We start from the raw sequence: 18,736 nt of genomic DNA on the forward strand, positions 1-18,736 counted from the left end.
GCCCGCGGCCGCCAGGCCCTCCGCGCCGCCGACCCGGTCGACGAGCTCGGCGAGCCCCTCGGGCAGGGCGTAGCCGACGTCCCCGCCGCGGGCGGCCGCGACCAGCCGCCGGTGGGCCAGGTCGAGGCGCCCGTCGACGTACACGGTGGACCGCGCCGCGGTCACGGGCCGGGCCCGCAGCCGCGCCAGCCACTCGGGCCGCACGTGGACCCAGGTGCAGTCGTCGCCGCCGGCAGGGTGCGCGAACTGCTCCTCCATGCCGGCGGTGGTCACGTAGGCGACGGTCGGGTCGATGTCCGCGGCGGCCCCGCCGGCCCGCCGCTGGAACCGCCCGCGCCGGGTGAGCACGATGTGCAGCCCGTCCGGGCGCACCTCCGGCGCCGACCACCCGGCATGGTCGCCCCGGCACCGCACGACGGCGACCGTGACGCCCTCGGCCTGCACGATCGGCGCGACGCTGAGCACGGCCCCAGCCTAGGCGGTCTCTGCCGACGCGGCGGCGGCGCGGGAGAGGTGCTCATCCCAGCCGCGATCCGCCCGGGCGGACCCGCAAGAATGTCCAAGCCGCGGGCCCGCGACGGGCGGCAGGCTGGGGCGCATGGCCAGCATCCACGAAGAAGTGACCATCGACGCCGACCCCGCCGCCGTGTGGGAGGCGCTGCGCGACTGGGGCGCCCTGCACGAGCGCCTCGCCCCCGGGTTCGTCGTGCACACGGAGCTCGACGGGACGGACCGCATCGTCACGTTCGGAACGGGTTCGGTACTGCGCGAGCGCCACATCACCACCGACGAGGCCACCCGGCGACTGGTGTGGTCGGTCGTCGACGACCCGTACACCCACCACAACGGCTCCGCCCAGGCGCTGCCCGCCGACGGCGGCCGGACCCGCTTCGTCTGGATCGCCGACCTGCTGCCGGACGCGGCGGCCCCGCGCACCGCCGAGCTGATGCGCCAGGGCCTCGCCGTCATCAGGCAGACCCTGGAGGCCCGATCGGTGCGGCCCTGATTGAGCGCCGCGTCCCGGGGAAGAGCGATGCCGTGAACTCCGATGCACGGATCAGCGCGGCGATCGAGGAGCACTGGCGGGCGTCGGAGGCCGGCGAGGTCGAGGCGGAGCACGCCATCTACGCCGAGGACGCGGTCCTGGACTACCCCCAGTCGGGCGAGCGGTTCCGCGGCCGCGCGACGATCGCCGCGCAGCGGGGCGGCCACCCGGCCCACCGCCACTTCACGGTGCTGCGGATCACCGGCCACGGCCACCTGTGGGTGAGCGAGTGCATCATCACGTACGACGGCGCGCCCACCTACTCGGTGAGCATCATGGAGTTCGCGGGCGAGCGGGTGGCGCACGAGACCCAGTACTTCGCGGACCCGTTCGGCCCGCCGGCATCGCGGGCCGCGCTAGCAGAGCGGATGCCCGATTGAACCCCCGCGGGCCTGTGGCAGCATGGCCGGATGGGGCGACTCGACAGCCAGCGGGAGTACTGGGACACGGCCGGCACGACGAAGACGTTCGGGTACCCCCTCGAGATCGGATGGCTGGACCAGGTGCCGCGTGACGCGCCGGTCCTCGACTACGGCTGCGGGTACGGCCGGCTGACCGCCGAGCTGACCGGCCAAGGGCTCACGGCGGTCGAGGGCGTCGACGTCTCCCCCGCCCTGGTCGGCCGCGCCCGCGACGAGCACCCCGGGCTGCGGTTCGCGGTCCTCGACGACCCGCCGCACCTCGCGCACCCTGACGGCTCGTTCGCCGCGGCGCTGCTGTTCGCCGTGCTCACCTGCGTCCCGGGCGACGACGCCCAGCGCGGCCTGGTGGCCGAGCTGCGCCGGGTGCTGCGACCCGGCGGGCTGCTCTACGTCAGCGACCTGCCGCTGCAGGACGACGAGCGCAACCGGGAGCGCTACGACCGATTCGCCGGCCGGCACGGCACGTACGGCGTGTTCGAGACCGACGACGGCGCCGTGCTGCGCCACCACACGGCCGAATGGCTGCGGGCGCTGTTCGAGGGGTTCGACACGGTCCGGGAGCGGGAGCTCGACGCGCGGACCATGAACGGGCGCCCGGTACGGGCGGTCCAGCTGCTGCTGCGCAAGCGGGTGGCCGCATGATTCGCACGGTCGACTACCACACGGGCGGGGAGCCGTTCCGCATCGTCGCCGAGCCGCCGGTCGACATCCGCGGGCAGACCGTGGCCGAGCGGCGCATGTTCGCGATCGAGGACGCGGCGGTGGACGGGCTGCGGCGGCTGCTGTGCTTCGAGCCGCGCGGGCACGCCGACATGTACGGCGGGTTCCTCGTCCCGCCCGATGACGACGGCGCCCGGTTCGGGGTGCTGTTCTGGCACAAGGACGGGTTCTCCACCGCGTGCGGGCACGGCACCATCGCGCTCGGGGCGTGGGCGGTGCGCAGCGGGCTGGTCGCGGCGCCGGCGGACGGGACCGTGGACGTGCCGATCGACGTGCCGTCGGGCCGGGTGACCGCTCGGGTGCGCACCGAGGGCGGCCGGGTGCGGGCGGTCGACTTCGTGAGCGTGCCGTCGTACCTCATCGCGACCGACGTCGAGGTGCCGACCTCCCGGGGCGTGGTGCGGGCCGCGGTCAGCTACGGCGGGGCCATCTACGCCCAGGTCGACGCGGCCTCGGTCGGGCTGGCCGTGACGCCCGGGCACCACCAGGACCTCATCGCGCTGGGCCGGGAGGTGAAGTGGGCGCTGGACGCCGAGCCGGTCGCCCGTCACCCGAGCGACGAACGGCTCAGCGGCGTCTACGGCACCATCCTCCACGAGACGCTGGGCCCGCTGCACCAGCGCAACGTGACCATCTTCGCCGACGGGGAGCTGGACCGCTCGCCGTGCGGCTCGGGCACGGCCGCCCGGGTGGCGACCCTGACCGCGACCGGCGAGCTGCCGCCGGGCGCCACGCTGGTCCACGACTCGATCGTCGGCTCCCGGTTCACGGCCGTGGCCACCACGCCCCCGGACGCCCCGCCCGGCACCGTGGTCCCGGTCATCACCGGCAACGCGTTCCCCACCGGCGAACACGTCTTCGTCATGGATGACGACGACCCGATGATCCCAGGATTCGTACTGCGATGATCCACTACTACGACGCGGACGACATCGCCCGTCTCCTCCCGCCGGCGGAGGCGGTCGCGGCGATCGAGGCGGCCCTGCGCGGCGGCCTGGACCCGGCGGCCGGCGTGGCCCGCTCCTCGGTCCCGCTGCCCGCGGGCGAGCTGCTGCTCATGCCGGCCGCGTCGGGCACCCACGCCGGGGTCAAGCTGGCCACGGTCGCGCCCGGCAACGCCGCGCTCGGCCTGCCGCGGATCAACGCGGTCTACGTGCTGTTCGACGGCGCCACGCTGCGGCCGGCGGCGCTGCTGGACGGCGCCGCCCTGACCACGCTGCGCACCCCGGCGGTGTCGGTCGCGGCCGTCCGTGGGCACCTCCCGCCGGGACCGCTGCGCCTGGTGGTCTTCGGCGCCGGCCCGCAGGGCATCGGCCACGTCGCCACCCTCGCCGCGGTCGCCGGACTGTCCACGGCGGACGTCGTGGTCCGCGATCCGGCCGCCGCGCGCGTCGCGGGCGTCCGAGTGCTGCGGGCCGGCACCCCCGAGGTGGCCGAGGCCCTCGCCGCCGCGGACGTGGTGGTGTGCGCGACTACGGCGCGGACCCCGCTGTTCGACTCGGCGGTGCTGCGCGACCAGGCGGTCGTCATCGCGGTAGGCTCGCACGAGCCGGACGCCCGCGAGCTGGACGCGGCCCTGTTCCGCCGCTCCACCGTCGTCGTCGAGGACGTGGCCACGGCCCTGCGCGAGTGCGGCGACGTGGTCCTGGCGATCGCCGAGGGCGCGCTGACCGCGGACCGGCTGATCCCGATGCGCGACGCGGCCCACGCCGGCGGGAAGCCCCTGGTCTTCAAGGGCTCCGGCATGGCGTGGCAGGACCTCGTCGTGGCCGAGGCCGTGGTCGGGCGCGGGTGGCCGGGCGCGCCTCGGTCGTGAGGCGGCGTGCTCACAGCTTGAACACTTTCGCCGGCTGATCCGAGACGAGGCCCTCGATGGTGTCCAGGGCCTCGTCCTCGTCGAGGCGGTGCTCGGCGACGAGCCCGGCCAGGAACCCGGCGTCGAGGCGGCGGGCCATGTCGTGGCGGGCCGGGATGGAGCAGAACGCCCGGGTGTCGTCGATGAACCCGGACAGGCGGCCGAAGCCGGCAATCTCGGTGACCGCGGCCTGGAACGCGCGGATGGCGGCCGGGTTGTCCAGGAACCACCACGGCGCCCCGGCGTACACCGACGGGTAGAACCCGGCGAGCGGGGCGATCTCGCGCGCGTACACCGCCGGGTCGACGGTGAACAGGACCAGGTGCAGGCCCGGGTGCGTGCCGTAGCGCTCCAGCAGCGGCCGCAGCGCGCGGGTGAACTCGGCGGCGACGGGGATGTCGTGGCCGGTGTCGGGGCCGAAGGCGCGATGGGTGGCGGGGTGGTGGTTGCGGTACACCCCGGGGTGGACGGTCATCACGAGGCCGTCGTCGCACGACATCCGGGCCATCTCCAGCACCATGTGGCGGCGCAGCGCGGTCGCCTCGGCGGCCGTCGCCTCCCCGGCCAGCGCGGCGGCGTAGACGCGGGCGGCCTCGGCGGGCGTCATGGGCTCGGCGGCGGCGTCGGCGTGCCCGTGGTCGGCGGAGACGGCGCCGTGCGCGGCGAAGTACCGCCGCCGCTCCTCCAGCGCGGCCACGTACCCGGCGTAGTGGCCCGTATCGGTGCCGGCGGCCGCGCCGAGGCGCCGGACCGCGTCGGGCCAGCCGGGCCGGGCCGGCTCCAGGTAGCGGTCCGGCCGGAACGTCGGCACGATCCGGGCGTCCACCCGCGGGTCGGCGGCCAGCGCGGCGTGCGCGGCCAGATCGTCGGCCGGGTCGTCGGTGGTGGCGAGGAACCGGATGCCGAAGCGGCGCAGCAGGGCCCGCGGCCGGTAGGCGTCCTCGGCCAGCCGCTGGGCGATGTGGTCGTAGAGGGCGTCGGGGTCGCCGGTGCCGGGCCGCTCGGTGACGCCGAAGCTGTCGTGCAGCTCGGACGCCAGCCAATACTGCACGGGTGTACCGCGGAAGGCCGGCCAGTGCGCGCAGAACGTCCGCCACACCTCCCGCGCCCGGCGCTCCGGCAGCGGACCCTCCCCCACGCCGAGCCGATCCAGCGGTACCCCGTGGGCGTGCAGGATCCGCGTGACGTAGTGGTCGGGCTGGATGAACAGCGCGGCCGGATCGGTGAACGGGGCGTCGTCGCGCAGCATCGCCGGGTCGACGTGGCCGTGCGGGGAGATGATGGGCCGGTCCCGCACCGCCTCGTACAGGCGGCGCGCGATCGGCCGGACCGCCGCATCGGGCGGCAACAGCCGGTCGGGGTCCAGTCGCAGAGTCGCCACCCGTGCAGCCTCGACCGGCCGGAGGCCTGGCGCAATCGGTTGCCAGGTGTTGCTATGGTCTGGCAACCGGTTGCCGGACCATAGGGAGCGCGCGTGGCCGATGCGGACGGCGGGCGCACGTCGCCGACCACCATCTACGACATCGCCCGCGAGCTCGGGGTGAGCCCGTCGACGGTGTCCCGGGCGCTGCACAAGCCGGGCCGTACCAACGCGAAGACCGAGGCCCGCATCCGGGCCACCGCCGAGGCGCTCGGCTACCGCATCAACCCGCTCGCCCGGGCGCTGCCGACCGGCCGGACCGGCACGCTGGGCCTGATCCTGTCCGACATCACCAACCCGGTGTGGTTCGACCTCATCCGCGGCGCCGAGCGGGTCACCGCCGAGCACGGGCGCACCCTGGTCCTGGCCGAGTCGCAGGAGTCGCCGGAGCTGGAGCGGCACACCGCCGAGCGCCTGGTCCCGTCGGTCGACGGGTTCGTGCTCGTCGCCTCCCGCCTGCCCGACGCCGAGATCCGCGCCCTGGCCGGGCGCAAGCCCCTGGTCGTGGTCAACCGGCGGGTGAGCGGCGTCGACTGCCTGGTGCCGGACGTGGCGCCGGGGCTGCGGGCCGCGCTGGACCATCTGGCCGCGGCGGGGCACCGCTCGCTGGCGTTCCTGTCGGGACCGGCCACGTCGTGGATGAGCCGGACCCGCTGGGACATCGCCCTCGACGAGGCGCCGGCCCGCGGCCTGTCCATTGTGGAGATCGGGCCGGGCGCCCCGACGACCGCGGGCGGGGCGGCCGCGCTGCGCCGGGTCCTGGCCAGCGGGGCCAGCGCCGTGCTGGCCTACAACGACCTGATGGCGATCGGGCTACTGCGGGCCTGCCGGGACGCCGGCGTGGCGGTGCCCGGCCGGCTGAGCATCATCGGCTTCGACGACATCTTCGGCTCCGACTTCACCTCGCCGCCGATCGCCACCATCCGCTCCCCGGTCGGGGCGCTGGGCGGCGACGCGGTCCGGCGCCTCATCGGCGCGCAGGACGCCCCGCCGCCGCTTGCCACCGAGTTCGTGCCCCGCGGCTCCACCGCCCCGCCGGGGTACGGGCCCTGAATCGTCGCCTTGCTATATGCCAGGTTGTTTCATAGTCTTCCGACATGACTATTAGAGGCGCGGCGCTCAGTGCGCCGAGCTACTTCGTGCTGGCCTCGCTCCTCGACGGTCCGCTGCACGGCTACGTCATCATCAAGCGGGTCGAGGCGCTCTCCGACGAGGCGGTGCGGCTCGCGGCCGGCTCGCTCTACGCGGTGCTCGACCGGCTGGCCGAGGCCGGGCTGGTCGAGGTGGTCAGCGAGGAGATCGTCAACGGCCGGGCGCGCCGCTACTTCGCGCTGACCCCGGAGGGCGCGGACACCGTGCAGGCGGAGGCCGCCCGGCTCGCGGCCGCCGCGAAGATCGTGACCAACCAGGCGCTGCGCCGGCGCGTGCTCGACACGACCGTGGTGCGGCCCGTATGAGCGACCCCCTCACCCGGCGGTACCGGCTCCTGCTGCTGGCCTACCCGTCCGAGTACCGCGAACGGCGCGGCGACGAACTGCTCGGCACCGTGCTCGACGACGCGTCGCCGGAGCAGCGCTGGCCGAGCGGGCGCGAGGCAGCGAGCATCGTGGCGCAGGGGTTGCGCGCGCGGCTCGGCGCCGCCCGGTGCCGCACGCCCGGCGCGGTGTGGTCCGAGGGCCTGCAGATGGGCGCGCTACTGCTGCTCGGGCTCGCGGTCGCCGGGCCCGTCGGCGATCTCTTCCGGGGCGCGGGGTGGTCGGTCCGGACGGGCATCGCGGTGCTCCTCGCGCTGGCCGGAATCGTCGCGACGCTGCGGGCCCGGTGGATCGTCGCGCTGGCACTGACGGCCGCGTGCCTGACCGTGTTCACGCTGGATCGATGGCTGCCGTGGTCGCTCGGCACGGCCGTGGTAGCCCTTGCCGTGCTGGCCGTCCGGTTCCGCTCGGCGCGCCGGGCGCGCTCGGCGGAGTGGCTGCTGGTGGCACCGGTGACGGTGGCGGTGCAGCACATGCCGGATCTGGTGGCCCTGCCGGTGGGCGTGGCGGTCATCGCGGGCTTCGTGTTCGTGTGCCTGGTCGGGGTGGCGCTCGACCCGCGGATTCCGATCGCGGGCGCCTGGCTGCTGGTGGCCATCGCGTTGGACAACACCGCCGGCTTCCGGCTGTACGACGACACCCCGGGCTCGGACACGCGGTTCGTCGTGCATCCGGCCCCGGTGTCCTACGTCCTCCTCTCCATGGTCGCCGTGCTGTTCCTCGCCGGCTATGTCAGGAGCCGTCAGCTGACGCGGCTGTAGCGGCCGCTCACCAGTCGTGGACGGTGCCGTCGGCGAGCCGGTTGAACGGCAGGTACGCCTGCGCGTACGGGTACTTGCCGGCCTCGTCGAGGTCCAGGTCCACCCCGATGCCGGGCTGCTCGCCGGGGTGCAGCAGCCCGTTGTCCCAGGTGAACGTCTGACGGAACACGGCGTTGGTCTTCGCGCCGTGCGGCATGTACTCCTGGATGCCGAAGTTGTGGATGGCCAGCCCCAGGTGCAGGGCGGCGGCCATGCCGACCGGCGAGATGTCGGTCGGGCCGTGCATCCCGGACTTGATCTGGTACTGCGCGGCGAAGTCGAGGACCCGCCGCAGATGCGTGATCCCGCCGGTGTGCGTGACCGCGGACCGCACGTAGTCGATGAGCTGCTCGCGGATGATCTGCTGGTAGTCCCACACCGTGTTGAACACCTCCCCGATCGCGAGCGGGGTGACGGTGTGCCGGCGGACCAGCCGCAGCGCCTCCTGGTTCTCCGCGGGGGTGCAGTCCTCGAGCCAGAACAGGTCGTACGGTTCCAGGGACCGGCCGAGCCGGGCCGCCTGGATCGGGGTGAGCCGGTGGTGGGCGTCGTGCAGCAGCGGCAGCTCCGGCCCGAACTCGTTGCGGACCGCCTCGAACACGGTCGGCAGGTGCCGCAGGTAGGCGCGGGAGTCCCAGTCCTCCTCGGCCGGCAGGGCGCCACGCTGGGCGGGCTCGTGGTCGTAGCGGACCCCGGCGTTGGCCTCGAACCGGGCATTGGAGGCGATGCCGTAGATGTTGACGAGCCCCGGCACCCCGGACTGGATGCGGATGGCCCGGAACCCCTGCTCCTGGTGCTCCCGGACGCTGTCGAACAGCTCCGGCAGCTCCTTGCCGGAGGCGTGGCCGTAGGCGAGCAGCCCGCTGCGGCAGGCCCCGCCGAGCAGCTGGTACAGCGGCATCCCGGCCGCCTTCGCCTTGATGTCCCACAGGGCCACGTCGACGGCGGCGATCGCGGCCATGGTGACCGGGCCCCGCCGCCAGTAGGCGCTGCGGTACAGGAACTGCCAGGTGTCCTCGATCCGCGCGGCGTCGCGGCCGAGCAACAGCGGGACCACGTGGTCGCGCAGGTAGCTCACCACCGACAGCTCCCGCCCGTTGAGGGTGGCGTCGCCGAGCCCGGTGAGCCCGTCGTCGGTCGTGAGCTTGAGCGTGACGAAGTTGCGGTCCGGACTGGTGACGACGACTTCGGCCCGGTCGATAATCATGCCGCCATCTGACCGCCTCCGCCCCGGCGTGTCAACCGGTTGCCAACACCGCGGCAGCCGCCCGGCCATTCACGCGGGTGAGGTGACGCCGCGGCACACCCGCCCCGCGAATCATGGGCGCATGAAGAATCCCGAGCGGGAACGGGTCGCGTCGTTCGGGCGCCCCGAGGACGGCCTCTGCGCGTCGAGCCCCTGGTACCTGTGGGGCCCTTACCTCTCCGAGCGGGCCTGGGGCACCGTCCGCGAGGACTACAGCGAGGGCGGCACCGCCTGGGAGGCATTCCCCCACGACCACGCGCGGTCCCGCGCGTACCGCTGGAACGAGGACGGCCTCGGCGGCATCAGCGACGCCGAGCAGCGGGCCTGCTTCGCCCTGACCATGTGGAACGGCGAGGACCCGATCCTCAAGGAGCGCATCTTCGGCCTCACCGGCAACGAGGGCAACCACGGCGAGGACGCCAAGGAGTACTGGTGGTACCTCGACGCCCTGCCCAGCCACGCCTGGATGCGCTGGCGCTACCACTACCCGCAGCGCGAGTTCCCGTACGCCGACCTCGTCGCCGGCAACGCCCGCCGCTCCCGGGACGAGCCCGAGTACGAGCTGCTCGACACCGGCGCCTTCGACGACGACCGGTACTGGATCGTCGAGGCCGACTACGCCAAGGCGGACCCGACCGACGTCATGGTCCGCATCCGGGTCACCAACGCCGGGCCGGAGGCGTCGACCATGCACCTCCTGCCGACGATCTGGTTCCGCAACACGTGGGCCTGGGGCGGCGACGGCGCCCGGCCCCGCCTCGCCACGACCGGGCCGGACACGATCGGCGTCGAGCACGAGAGCCTCGGCCCGCTGGTCCTGCAGGCCGCGCCGGGGCCCGACGGGACGATGCCGCCGCAGCTGTACTGCGACAACGACACCAACGCCGGCCGGCTCTACGGCTCCCAGTCCGCCGTCGCCTACCCCAAGGACGGCATCAACGACCACGTCGTGCACGGCGCCGCGACCGTCAACCCGGCCATGGAGGGCACCAAGGCCGCGTTCTGGTACCGGCTCACCGTCCAGCCCGGCGAGACGGTGCACGTGTCGCTGCGCCTCGCGCCCGAGGCCGACCCGAAGGCGTTCGGCCCCGGCTTCGACCGGACGCTCCGCCAGCGGGAGGCCGAGGCCGACACCTTCTACGCCGACCTCGCCCCCGAGGGCACCAGCGACGAGGACGCCCGCATCATGCGGCAGGGCTTCGCCGGCATGATCTGGGGCAAGCAGTTCTACCACTACGACGTCGACCGCTGGCTGGCCGGCGACCCGGGCCAGCCGCCCCCTCCGCCCGGCCGCCGCGCCGGGCGCAACGCCGGCTGGCGCCACCTCGACGCCTGCGACATCATGTCGATGCCCGACCCGTGGGAGTACCCCTGGTTCGCCGCCTGGGACTCCGCCTTCCACGCCGTCGCGCTGGCCCACCTCGACCCGGCGTTCGCGAAGTACCAGCTGATCCTGCTCTGCCGCGAATGGTTCCAGCACCCCAACGGGGCCATCCCGGCGTACGAGTGGGCCTTCGACGACCTCAACCCGCCCGTGCAGGCGTGGGCCGCGCTGCAGGTCTACGACATCGACGGGCGGCGCGACCTCGCCTTCCTCACCCGCGTCTTCTCCAAGCTGGTGCTGAACTTCACGTGGTGGGTCAACCGCGAGGACGCCGAGGGCAACAACCTGTTCGAGGGCGGCTTCCTCGGCCTGGACAACATCGGCCCGATCGACCGCTCCCACCTGCCGCCCGGCTACCTCCTGGAGCAGTCCGACGCCACGGCGTGGATGGCGTTCTACTGCCTCAACCTGCTGGAGATGGCCCGGGAGCTGGCCGCGCACAACCCAGCCCTGGACGACCTCGTGGTGAAGTTCCTCGAGCACTTCGCGCTCATCACCGAGGCGATGCAGAGCAACGACCTGTGGGACGAGACCGACGGCTTCTTCTACGACATGCTGCGCGGCCCCGACGGGTCCAGCACGCCGCTGCGGGTGCGCTCGATGGTCGGCGTCATCCCGCTCTTCGCGACCAAGACCATGCGCGAGGAGGACTTCCAGCGGGTACGCCGGTTCAGCAAGAGCTTCGCCGACATCCCCGAGGAGCAGGTGATCCCGGCCGGCGGCGAGCGGTTCGTCGCCGTCGGGGTGGCCGGGCGGGGCCGGGTGCGGCGCGTCCTGCCGCACCTGTTCGACGAGGAGAGCTTCCTGTCGCCGTACGGCCTGCGGGCCCTGTCCCGCTGGCACGCCGGCAACCCGTTCAGCGTGCAGCTGCCCGGCTGGACCGCCTCCGTCTCCTACGAGCCGGCCGAGTCGAGCACCGGGATGTTCGGCGGCAACTCGAACTGGCGCGGTCCACTGTGGATGCCGCTGAACTACCTCGTGCTGCGCACCCTGGAGGACTACGACGCCAACCTCGGGGAGTCGGTGAAGATCGAGTACCCGACCGGTTCGGGCGAGCACCGCAGCGCCGGGGAGATCGCGGAGGACCTGCGGCAGCGGCTGTTGTCGCTGTACCGGCGCGGGGAGGACGGGCGGCGCCCGGCCTACGGCTGGGTGGACCGGCTGCAGCACGACCCGCACTGGCGGGACAACCTGCTGTTCTTCGAGTACTTCCACGGCGACAACGGGGCCGGGCTCGGTGCGATGCACCAGACCGGCTGGACCGGCCTGCTCGCCGAGCTGGTGGCCCGGCCCACGAAGCACCGAGCCTGACCCGCATTCGCTCACCTTCCACCCGCGCCCGCCTTCGACCAGCGCCCGCCTTTGACCAGCGCCCGCCCTCGACCAGCGCTCGCCCTCGACCCAGCAGGAGCAGTGAGATGATCGCATTCGGCCGTCAGGTGTGCGGCGACCTCGACCAGGCCGCGGCCCGCGAATGGCTCGTCACCGACGGGCTCGGCGGGTACGCGATGGGCACGGTCGCCGGCCTGCGCACCCGCCGGTACCACGGCCTGCTCGTCGTGGCGTCCCCCGGCGGCAGCTCCCGCATGCTCGGCCTGGCCGCCGTCGACCCCGTCGTCCGCATCGGCGACCGGGTCGTGCGCCTGGCCACCGACGAGTGGGCCGGCGGCGGCGTCGACCCGGCCGGGCACGTGCACCTGGCCGAGTTCGCACTCGTCGACGGCGTGCCCCGCTGGCGCTGGGACCTCGGCGACGTCGTCCTGCAGCGGGAGGTCGCCATGGCCCACGGCCGGCCCGCCGTCGGGATCGTCTTCCGCCTGCTGCGCGCCCCCGGCCCGGTGACGCTCGACCTCACCCCGCTGTGCACCTGGCGCGACGCCCACGGCGAGCGGACCGCGTCCGGCACGCCCGGCGTGGTCCCGGTCGCCGACGGGTTCGAGTTCGAGGGCGCCTACCGGGTCGCCGGCCCGGGCTGGGTGCCCGGCGGCGCCTGGTACCGCGGCGCCTACGCCCGCGAAGAGGCCGCCCGGGGCCTCAACCCGGTCGAGGACCTCTTCGCCGCCGGGTGCTTCACGGTGGAGCTTGCTCCCGGCGGTACCGCGGAAATCACCGCCGCCGCAGCCCCGTTCGACGGCGTGCTGCCCGCCGCCACCGACCTCGTCGCCGAGGCGCGCGTGCGGGCCGCGGAGCTCGCCGCCCAGGCCGGCGCGACCGACGACATCGGCCGGGAGCTGGCGATCGCGGCCGACCGGTTCGTCGTCGACACGCCGACCGGGCCGTCGGCCGTGGCCGGCTACCCGTGGTTCGGCGAATGGTCCCGCGACCTCATGACGTCGTTCGAGGGGCTGCTGCTGTCGACGCACCGCTTCGCCGAGGCCCGCGAGGTGCTGCGGCGGGCCGGCGCGACCATCTCCGAGGGCATGCTGGCCAACACCGCCGACACCGGCACCCTGGAGTACAACACCGCCGACGCCGCGCTGTGGTTCCTGCACGCCATCGGGCGGTACGTGCACGCCACCACCGACCTGGACCTCGTCGCCGAGCTGGGCGAGGGCATGCAGGAGATCCTGTACCGCCACCGCGACGGCGCCCGCTACGGCATCGCCGCCGACCCCGCCGACGGCCTGCTCACCCAGGGCAAGCCCGGCTTCGCGCTCACCTGGATGGACGCGCGCATCGGCGGCCAGCCGGTCACCGAACGGCAGGGCAAGGCCGTCGAGATCAACGCCCTGTGGATCGAGGGCCTGTCCGTGACCGCCGAGCTGTGCAACCGCATCGGCAAGCGCAACGACTGGGCCGCCGCCGCGGAGCGGGCCACCGCCTCGTTCCGGCGCCGGTTCGCCCGCCCCGACGGGCGTGGCCTCTACGACGTGGTGGACGGCCCGGGCGGCGATGATCCCGCCGTACGGCCGAACCAGCTCCTGGCCGCGTCACTGCCGCACGGACCGCTGCGCGACCCCGGGATCGTCGAGACCTGCCGCGCGGCGCTGCTCACGTCGGTCGGCCTGCGCTCCCTCGCCCCCGGCGATCCCGGCTACATCGGCCGGCACCGCGGCGGCCCGGCCGAACGGGACCACGCCTACCACCAGGGCACCGTCTGGCCGTGGCTGATCGGCCCGTTCACCGACGCGGCCGTCAACGTCGGCGCCGACACCGCCGGCCTGCTCGACGGCCTCGAGCTGCACCTCGCGGAGTGGGGCCTCGGCTCGGTGTCGGAGACCGCCGACGGCGACGCCCCGCACGCCGGCACCGGCTGCCCGTTCCAGGCCTGGTCCGTCGCCGAACTGCTCCGGGCGCGGCAGGTCCTCGGCTCCCGCTGACCCTCGTCGCGGCCTCCCGACATCCGTTCACCGACCCGGCGCTCACCCTGGTGCCGTCGCCGTGCCTCGAGCGGGCCGGCGGCCCGCTCGAGGCACGCCCGATGGTCACATGTCGTCTCGCGACGGCTGACCGTCTGCCGGACGCTCCCACAGGAGCGCGTCGAGCGCGTCGAGCACCGCGTCATGGTGGCCGACGAGGACTACGACGTCGCCGACCCGGCACCGTGGCGACGCCTCGGCCGGCACGACGCGGTCGTCGCGGACGACCGCGGCGAGCACCCCCTCGCCGGTGGCGACGGGCCGGTGCAGCCAGGGCGAGCCGTCGCCGACGAGCAGTTGCACGACGGCGAGGCCCGCGGCGACGTGCTCGAGGCGGGCGCAGTGCACGGGAGGGCCGGCGGCCTGGAGTACCTCGGTGAGCGTGCTCGCCTCCTCCGGGGTGAGCACGGCCCCGATGCGGCCGGCGTCCGGGTCGGCCGCATCGTAGACGACCAGCTCACGGCGGCCGTCGCGGTGCCCGATGACACCGATGCGGCGGCCGTCGTGCAGCTGCAGCATGTGCAGCGTGCCGATGCCGGGCAGCGCGGTGCGGGTGGTGGACATGGCGCCTCCTTCGACGGCCGTCATGAAAAGTACCGCAGCCAGACGTAGCCCCACGCGATGACGGTGGTCATCAGCGTGGTGACGATGCCGTACCGGGTGAACTGCCAGAAGCTGATGGGCTCACCGGCACGGGCCGCGATGCCGAGCACCACGACGTTCGCGCTGGCCGCTACCGCCGTACCGTTGCCGCCGAAATCGGCGCCGAGCGCGAAGGCCCACCACAGTGAGCGGCCCGTCTCCGGGTCCGGGGTGGTCGCCACGATGTCCTCGACGATCGGAGCCATCGTGGCGACGTACGGGATGTTGTCGAAGAACGCGCCGAGCACGGCCGAGCCGAACAGCAGCCCGGTCGCGGCGGCGAAGTAGTTGTCACCGACCTGACCGGTGGCCCACGTGCCGAGGCGGTGGATGACGCCGGTCTCCACCAGGCCGCCGACCATGACGAACAGGCCCATGAAGAACACCAGCGTCGACCACTCGACCTCCTCGAGGTACTTCGCCGTCTCCACCCGGGACACGAGAACCATGAGGCCGGCGCCGAGCAGCGCGACGATGGCCGGATCGACGTGGATGACCGCGTGGAGGGCGAAGCCGGCGACGACGAGGCCGAGCACCGCCAGGCAGCGCACGAGCAGCCGCCGGTCGGTGATGGCGGCCCGCTCGTCGAGGGCCATGATCTCGGCGACGCGCTCCGGGTGGTACTCGAACCGCCGGCGGAACATCACCCACGACAGCAGGACGAAGAGCACGAAGAGCACCGCGACGATCGGCGCCATGTGGACGACGAAGTCGTTGAACGTCAGCCCGGCCCGGCTGCCGATGATGATGTTCGGCGGATCGCCGATGAGCGTCGCCGCCCCACCGATGTTGGACGCCAGCGCCTCGGCGATCAGGTACGGCGGTGCCGGAATGCCGAGCCGGCGGCACACCAGCACGGTGACCGGGGCGACGAGCATGATGGTGGTGACGTTGTCCAGGAACGGGGATGCGACCGCGGTGATGGCCATGAGCATCACCAGCAGCCGGTACGGCCGGCCCCGGGACCGTTTCGCGGCCCAGATCGCGAGAAACTCGAACAAGCCGGTCTGCTTGACGACCCCAACGATGATCATCATGCCGAGCAGCAGGAAGATCACGTTCCAGTCGATGCCGGCGTGCTCGGAGAAGAACACGTCCTGGCCGGGCACGAGGCCGAGCAGCGCCATAAGGCCGGCCGCGGTGAGCGCGACGGCGACGCGATGGACCTTTTCGGTGGCGATGAGGACGAACGCGATCGTGAAGATCACGATCGCCGCGATGGCGCTCACGGCGACCCTGGCGGCGCGTGCTGAGCGGCGGCGGACGCCTGGGGCAGGTTTCTGGGCAGCGTGCAGCGTGACATGACGGAAGTACCTCCTGAGAAGCGAAGAGCGGTGACCTTCTACTGCTCAGGAGACTGGTGGCCCGCGGCAGCCGGCCGGTTCGCCGAACCACGCCGTGCGCGGGGTGTCGCCGGCCCGGCCGGCGGCGCCGACGGGGCCGGACGGGCCGGTGCCCGGCGCGGCCTCGGCGCCCGTGGCGCAGGGCGCGGTCGCGTCGCGGTGCGCGACGTGGTCGGCGCCGTGGACCGTGGTAACGTGCGCGACCCGGGTGACCTGGAACGCGTCCCCCGGCGTCTGGTGCTCCGCCTGGGACAGGCCGAGCAGCAGCGCGCAGACGACGAGCGCGAGCACGGCGGCGACGGCGCGCAACGCGGTCTGCGGGCGCATCGCCACCACCTCCCGCCGCTCGATGAGCCGTAAAGGCTACCAGGTCACCCGCGGTCGCCGCACAGCGAGTCCACAATGGACGGACGGTCGGGCGAGCGGGTTCCACAGGATCACGGCGGACGCGAGCCTGGTCATATGTCGGTGATGCGGATCCCTGCGTGCGCCTTGTACCGGCGGTTCACACTGATGAGATTGGCGGTGAGTGCCTCGATCTGGTGCGCGTTTCGCAGGCGGCCCCCGTACACACCTCGCACCCCGGGGATACAGCCGGCGAGATCGCGCACCAGGTCGCCCGCCTCCCGCACATCTGCCACCACCAGAACGTCGGTGTCGACCGAGGCGGTCTCGGGGTCGTCCAGCTTGACCGCGCTGACGTTGTGGAACGCGCCGACCACGACGCTCTCCGGCAGCAGGGCCTGCGCCTGCTGGGCCGCCGATCCCTCCTCGATCGCAAGCGCGTAGGCACCCTGCTTGTCGAAGCCGAGCGGGTTGACGCAGTCGACCACGACCTTGCCGGCCAGGCTGGTCGCCAGCCCTTGCAGCAGGTCCGCGTGCCCCTCCCATGGCACGGCGACGACCACGATGTCCCCGGCAGCGGCCGCGGCGGCGTTGTCGGTGCCGGACACGGAGCCGCCGGTCGCCATGGCCAGCTCGGTGGCGGTGCCGGCGGCCCGCTGCGGGTCGCGGCTCCCGATGACGACCGCCAGCCCGGCGGCCGCGAATCGCCGGGCCAGGCCACGGCCTTGCGGGCCGGTACCACCCAGGACGGCGATGGTCTTGCCGACAAGCGACTCGGGCGGGAGATCTGTCATGCTGCCCTGCTCCTGTGGGTCAGTCTGTCGTCGGTTCACTGAACGGCACGAGCCGGTTCGTCGTCTGCTCGGACCGTGCCCACCTGTATCGGTTCGGCGATCTCGGGGTCGACCGCCAGCCGGAAGCTCGGGTATCCGCCTTCCACCTCTTCCTGCAGGCGGCGGCGGTAGCGAGGCGCCCCGCCGAGATAGACCATCACGCGTGGGCGCTCGTCGCGGTCCAGGTTGATGTTGTGACCGTTGAACCACGACTGGGTCTGCGACAGCAGGAGTTTGGAGTTCACCTCACGCACGTGCTCGAGCCAGCCCAGCTCAGCGTCGCGGCGTCCTTCGAAGCGTCCGATCCGGTGCTCCCGGATGTGACGTGCGGTTTCGGTCATCCAGTTCACCACGTCCTCGATGCCGCGGGGGAAGTTGGCCGTGGCCGAACCCGACTGGGGCCCGACGAGGACGAACATGTTCGGGAAACCGGAGACCTGGACACCGATGCAGGTCTCCGGCCCGTCCTTCCAGCGTTCCTTCAGCCGGACGCCGTCGGTGCCGGTGATGTCGATCCGGTCGAACGGCCCCGTCACCGCGTCGAAGCCGGTCGCGTAGACGATCACGTCCAACTCGAGGTCGCGGATTTCGCCAGCACCCATGTCCAGCCGGATCCCGGCCTCGGTCACCCCCTGGATCGGATGGGCCATCAGGTCGACGAGCTCGACATTCGGCCGGTTGAAGACCTCGTAGAACCCCGACTCACCCGCGACCCGCTTGGTCCCGAAGCCGTGGTCCTTGGGAGTGAGCAAGTCGGCCACCTTCGGGTCCGCGACTCGCTGACGGATCTTGCCGGCGACGAACTCCGACAGCTCGCGGTTCGGGCCGGGCTCCATGATGCAGTCGCGATAGTTGCCCATGTAGAGCCCCGCGCCCTGTCCGTTGTAGAGCTCCTCCCAGTGACGCAGGCGCTCCTCCCTGCTCACGTCCGTCGACAGCGTCCGGTCAGGACGGTGGATGAAGCCGGCGGGGGTCTCCCTGCACCAGGCGAAGATCTCGTCGTACTTGGCTCTCAGGTCCGCCATTTCCTCAGGGCTGATCGGCGCATTGCCGAGGGGAGCGCACCAGTTGGCGTCCCGCTGCAGCACGTAGAGTTTCTCAACCTTGTCGGCGACGTCGGTGATGACCTGGACGCCGCTGGCACCGGTCCCGATGACGGCGACTCGCTTGCCGGTGACGTCGTAGTCCTCCGGCCAGTCGAACGTGTGGGTCTCCAGCCCCCGGAACGAGCCGCGGCCCGCCATTCGCGGATACGTCGGGACGGAGAGCAGCCCCGTCGCGTAAAGCACGAACCTCGCGCGGATCCGCATCCCGTCCTCGAACGTGACCGCCCACCGCCAGTCGGCCTCGGACCACTCGGCGCGCACCACCTTCGCGTTGAAGGTGATGTGCCGTCGCAGGTCGAACTTGTCGGCGACGTACTCCAGGTACGACAGCGTCTCGGGTTGGGCCGCGAACCGCTCTTTCCAGTCCCACTCGCGCAGCAGCTCCTCGGAGAAGGAGTACTGGTACGTGTAGGACTCCGAGTCGAAGCGGCACCCGGGATAGCGGTTCTTGTACCAGGTGCCCCCGAGGCCGGCGTTGGCGTCGACGACACGGACGTCGGCGCCGATCTCCAGCAGCTGGTGGAGCTGATACAGCCCACACACCCCCGCGCCGATGATCAGGTAGTCGACATCGGAGGCGTCGCCCACCCTGTCCACCTTCGTTGTCATTCCCAACTCCAATAAATCAAGCGCTTGCTATACTTTTTGTAGTGTACTGCACCGCGCCAGGTGGCGAGAAGG

At 72.9% G+C, this 18,736-nt stretch carries 17 protein-coding genes and 1 pseudogene; 10 read left to right on the forward strand and 8 right to left on the reverse strand.

Annotated elements, in window-relative coordinates; translation table 11 throughout:
- Positions 1-465, reverse strand: a pseudogene (locus ABD352_RS07175) (AraC family transcriptional regulator); the annotation flags it as partial.
- Positions 466-598: 133 nt separating this feature from the next.
- Between ABD352_RS07175 and ABD352_RS07180 the strand changes: the two are divergent.
- The 5 genes from ABD352_RS07180 to ABD352_RS07200 are packed head-to-tail and all read left to right on the forward strand — an operon-like array spanning position 599 to position 4,003.
- Positions 599-1,006 carry an SRPBCC family protein gene (locus ABD352_RS07180; RefSeq protein ID WP_344611423.1) on the forward strand — a complete coding sequence of 136 codons (408 nt, stop codon included), beginning with the start codon at positions 599-601 and terminating at the stop codon, positions 1,004-1,006.
- Between the two features lie 32 nt (positions 1,007-1,038).
- On the forward strand, positions 1,039-1,425 hold the full coding sequence (locus tag ABD352_RS07185; protein ID WP_344611424.1) for a nuclear transport factor 2 family protein: 387 nt from the start codon (positions 1,039-1,041) through the stop codon (positions 1,423-1,425).
- Positions 1,426-1,455: 30 nt separating this feature from the next.
- On the forward strand, positions 1,456-2,109 hold the full coding sequence (locus ABD352_RS07190; protein ID WP_344611425.1) for a class I SAM-dependent methyltransferase: 654 nt from the start codon (positions 1,456-1,458) through the stop codon (positions 2,107-2,109).
- Positions 2,106-3,095 (forward strand): proline racemase family protein, encoded by a 990-nt coding sequence (locus tag ABD352_RS07195; protein WP_344611426.1) that lies wholly within the window; start codon positions 2,106-2,108, stop codon positions 3,093-3,095. The genes ABD352_RS07190 and ABD352_RS07195 overlap by 4 nt, the downstream gene beginning before the upstream one ends.
- A complete protein-coding gene (locus tag ABD352_RS07200; protein WP_344611427.1) occupies positions 3,092-4,003 on the forward strand; it encodes an ornithine cyclodeaminase family protein in 912 nt (303 codons plus the stop codon). The genes ABD352_RS07195 and ABD352_RS07200 overlap by 4 nt, the downstream gene beginning before the upstream one ends.
- A gap of 10 nt (positions 4,004-4,013) precedes the next feature.
- Here ABD352_RS07200 and uxaC read toward each other — a convergent pair whose 3' ends face one another.
- On the reverse strand, positions 4,014-5,423 hold the full coding sequence (gene uxaC, locus ABD352_RS07205) for a glucuronate isomerase (protein WP_344611428.1): 1,410 nt from the start codon (positions 5,421-5,423) through the stop codon (positions 4,014-4,016).
- A gap of 93 nt (positions 5,424-5,516) precedes the next feature.
- On the opposite strand from uxaC, the gene ABD352_RS07210 reads away from it, so the two are divergent.
- The 3 genes from ABD352_RS07210 to ABD352_RS07220 are packed head-to-tail and all read left to right on the forward strand — an operon-like array spanning position 5,517 to position 7,758.
- Entirely contained in the window at positions 5,517-6,515 is a 999-nt protein-coding gene (locus ABD352_RS07210; RefSeq protein ID WP_344611429.1) for a LacI family DNA-binding transcriptional regulator, read from the forward strand.
- A gap of 44 nt (positions 6,516-6,559) precedes the next feature.
- Positions 6,560-6,919: a PadR family transcriptional regulator gene (locus tag ABD352_RS07215; protein ID WP_344611430.1), complete on the forward strand. Its 360-nt coding sequence runs from the start codon at positions 6,560-6,562 to the stop codon at positions 6,917-6,919.
- Positions 6,916-7,758: a hypothetical protein gene (locus ABD352_RS07220; RefSeq protein ID WP_344611431.1), complete on the forward strand. Its 843-nt coding sequence runs from the start codon at positions 6,916-6,918 to the stop codon at positions 7,756-7,758. Before ABD352_RS07215 ends, ABD352_RS07220 begins: the two co-directional genes overlap by 4 nt.
- Before the next feature lie 7 nt (positions 7,759-7,765).
- Here ABD352_RS07220 and manD read toward each other — a convergent pair whose 3' ends face one another.
- Positions 7,766-9,004: a D-mannonate dehydratase ManD gene (gene manD, locus ABD352_RS07225; protein WP_344611432.1), complete on the reverse strand. Its 1,239-nt coding sequence runs from the start codon at positions 9,002-9,004 to the stop codon at positions 7,766-7,768.
- A 121-nt stretch (positions 9,005-9,125) separates the two neighbouring features.
- Here manD and ABD352_RS07230 point away from each other — a divergent pair, with 121 nt between their 5' ends.
- Positions 9,126-11,738, forward strand: coding sequence for an MGH1-like glycoside hydrolase domain-containing protein (locus tag ABD352_RS07230; protein ID WP_344611433.1), 2,613 nt, complete (start codon positions 9,126-9,128; stop codon positions 11,736-11,738).
- Between the two features lie 107 nt (positions 11,739-11,845).
- Entirely contained in the window at positions 11,846-13,747 is a 1,902-nt protein-coding gene (locus ABD352_RS07235) for an amylo-alpha-1,6-glucosidase (RefSeq protein ID WP_344611434.1), read from the forward strand.
- A gap of 105 nt (positions 13,748-13,852) precedes the next feature.
- Here ABD352_RS07235 and ABD352_RS07240 read toward each other — a convergent pair whose 3' ends face one another.
- The 5 genes from ABD352_RS07240 to ABD352_RS07260 all read right to left on the reverse strand — a co-directional run bounded on the left by ABD352_RS07240 (position 13,853) and on the right by ABD352_RS07260 (position 18,664).
- On the reverse strand, positions 13,853-14,350 hold the full coding sequence (locus ABD352_RS07240) for a cation:proton antiporter regulatory subunit (protein ID WP_344611435.1): 498 nt from the start codon (positions 14,348-14,350) through the stop codon (positions 13,853-13,855).
- Between the two features lie 20 nt (positions 14,351-14,370).
- The gene (locus ABD352_RS07245) at positions 14,371-15,657 is read right to left on the reverse strand and encodes an ArsB/NhaD family transporter (RefSeq protein WP_344611436.1); all 1,287 of its coding nucleotides are present in this window, start codon (positions 15,655-15,657) and stop codon (positions 14,371-14,373) included.
- Between the two features lie 120 nt (positions 15,658-15,777).
- Complete coding sequence (locus tag ABD352_RS07250; protein WP_344611437.1) at positions 15,778-16,098, reverse strand: hypothetical protein; 321 nt, start codon at positions 16,096-16,098, stop codon at positions 15,778-15,780.
- Positions 16,099-16,229: 131 nt separating this feature from the next.
- Complete coding sequence (npdG, locus tag ABD352_RS07255; protein WP_344611438.1) at positions 16,230-16,910, reverse strand: NADPH-dependent F420 reductase; 681 nt, start codon at positions 16,908-16,910, stop codon at positions 16,230-16,232.
- A 35-nt stretch (positions 16,911-16,945) separates the two neighbouring features.
- On the reverse strand, positions 16,946-18,664 hold the full coding sequence (locus ABD352_RS07260) for a flavin-containing monooxygenase (protein ID WP_344611439.1): 1,719 nt from the start codon (positions 18,662-18,664) through the stop codon (positions 16,946-16,948).
- Between the last annotated feature and the right edge of the window lie 72 nt (positions 18,665-18,736).

It is taken from the genome of Dactylosporangium salmoneum (assembly GCF_039532525.1).
GTDB lineage: Bacteria > Actinomycetota > Actinomycetes > Mycobacteriales > Micromonosporaceae > Dactylosporangium > Dactylosporangium salmoneum.

Bases quoted from the DNA above. Each gene is read 5' to 3' on its own strand.
- ABD352_RS07180 (WP_344611423.1), top strand. From the start codon at position 599: ATGGCCAGCATCCACGAAGAAGTGACCATCGACGCCGACCCCGCCGCC.
- ABD352_RS07190 (WP_344611425.1), top strand. From the start codon at position 1,456: ATGGGGCGACTCGACAGCCAGCGGGAGTACTGGGACACGGCCGGCACG.
- ABD352_RS07195 (WP_344611426.1), top strand. From the start codon at position 2,106: ATGATTCGCACGGTCGACTACCACACGGGCGGGGAGCCGTTCCGCATC.
- ABD352_RS07200 (WP_344611427.1), top strand. From the start codon at position 3,092: ATGATCCACTACTACGACGCGGACGACATCGCCCGTCTCCTCCCGCCG.
- ABD352_RS07215 (WP_344611430.1), top strand. From the start codon at position 6,560: ATGACTATTAGAGGCGCGGCGCTCAGTGCGCCGAGCTACTTCGTGCTG.
- ABD352_RS07220 (WP_344611431.1), top strand. From the start codon at position 6,916: ATGAGCGACCCCCTCACCCGGCGGTACCGGCTCCTGCTGCTGGCCTAC.
- manD (WP_344611432.1), bottom strand. From the start codon at position 9,004: ATGATTATCGACCGGGCCGAAGTCGTCGTCACCAGTCCGGACCGCAAC.
- ABD352_RS07230 (WP_344611433.1), top strand. From the start codon at position 9,126: ATGAAGAATCCCGAGCGGGAACGGGTCGCGTCGTTCGGGCGCCCCGAG.
- ABD352_RS07235 (WP_344611434.1), top strand. From the start codon at position 11,846: ATGATCGCATTCGGCCGTCAGGTGTGCGGCGACCTCGACCAGGCCGCG.
- ABD352_RS07240 (WP_344611435.1), bottom strand. From the start codon at position 14,350: ATGTCCACCACCCGCACCGCGCTGCCCGGCATCGGCACGCTGCACATG.
- ABD352_RS07250 (WP_344611437.1), bottom strand. From the start codon at position 16,098: ATGCGCCCGCAGACCGCGTTGCGCGCCGTCGCCGCCGTGCTCGCGCTC.
- npdG (WP_344611438.1), bottom strand. From the start codon at position 16,910: ATGACAGATCTCCCGCCCGAGTCGCTTGTCGGCAAGACCATCGCCGTC.
- ABD352_RS07260 (WP_344611439.1), bottom strand. From the start codon at position 18,664: ATGACAACGAAGGTGGACAGGGTGGGCGACGCCTCCGATGTCGACTAC.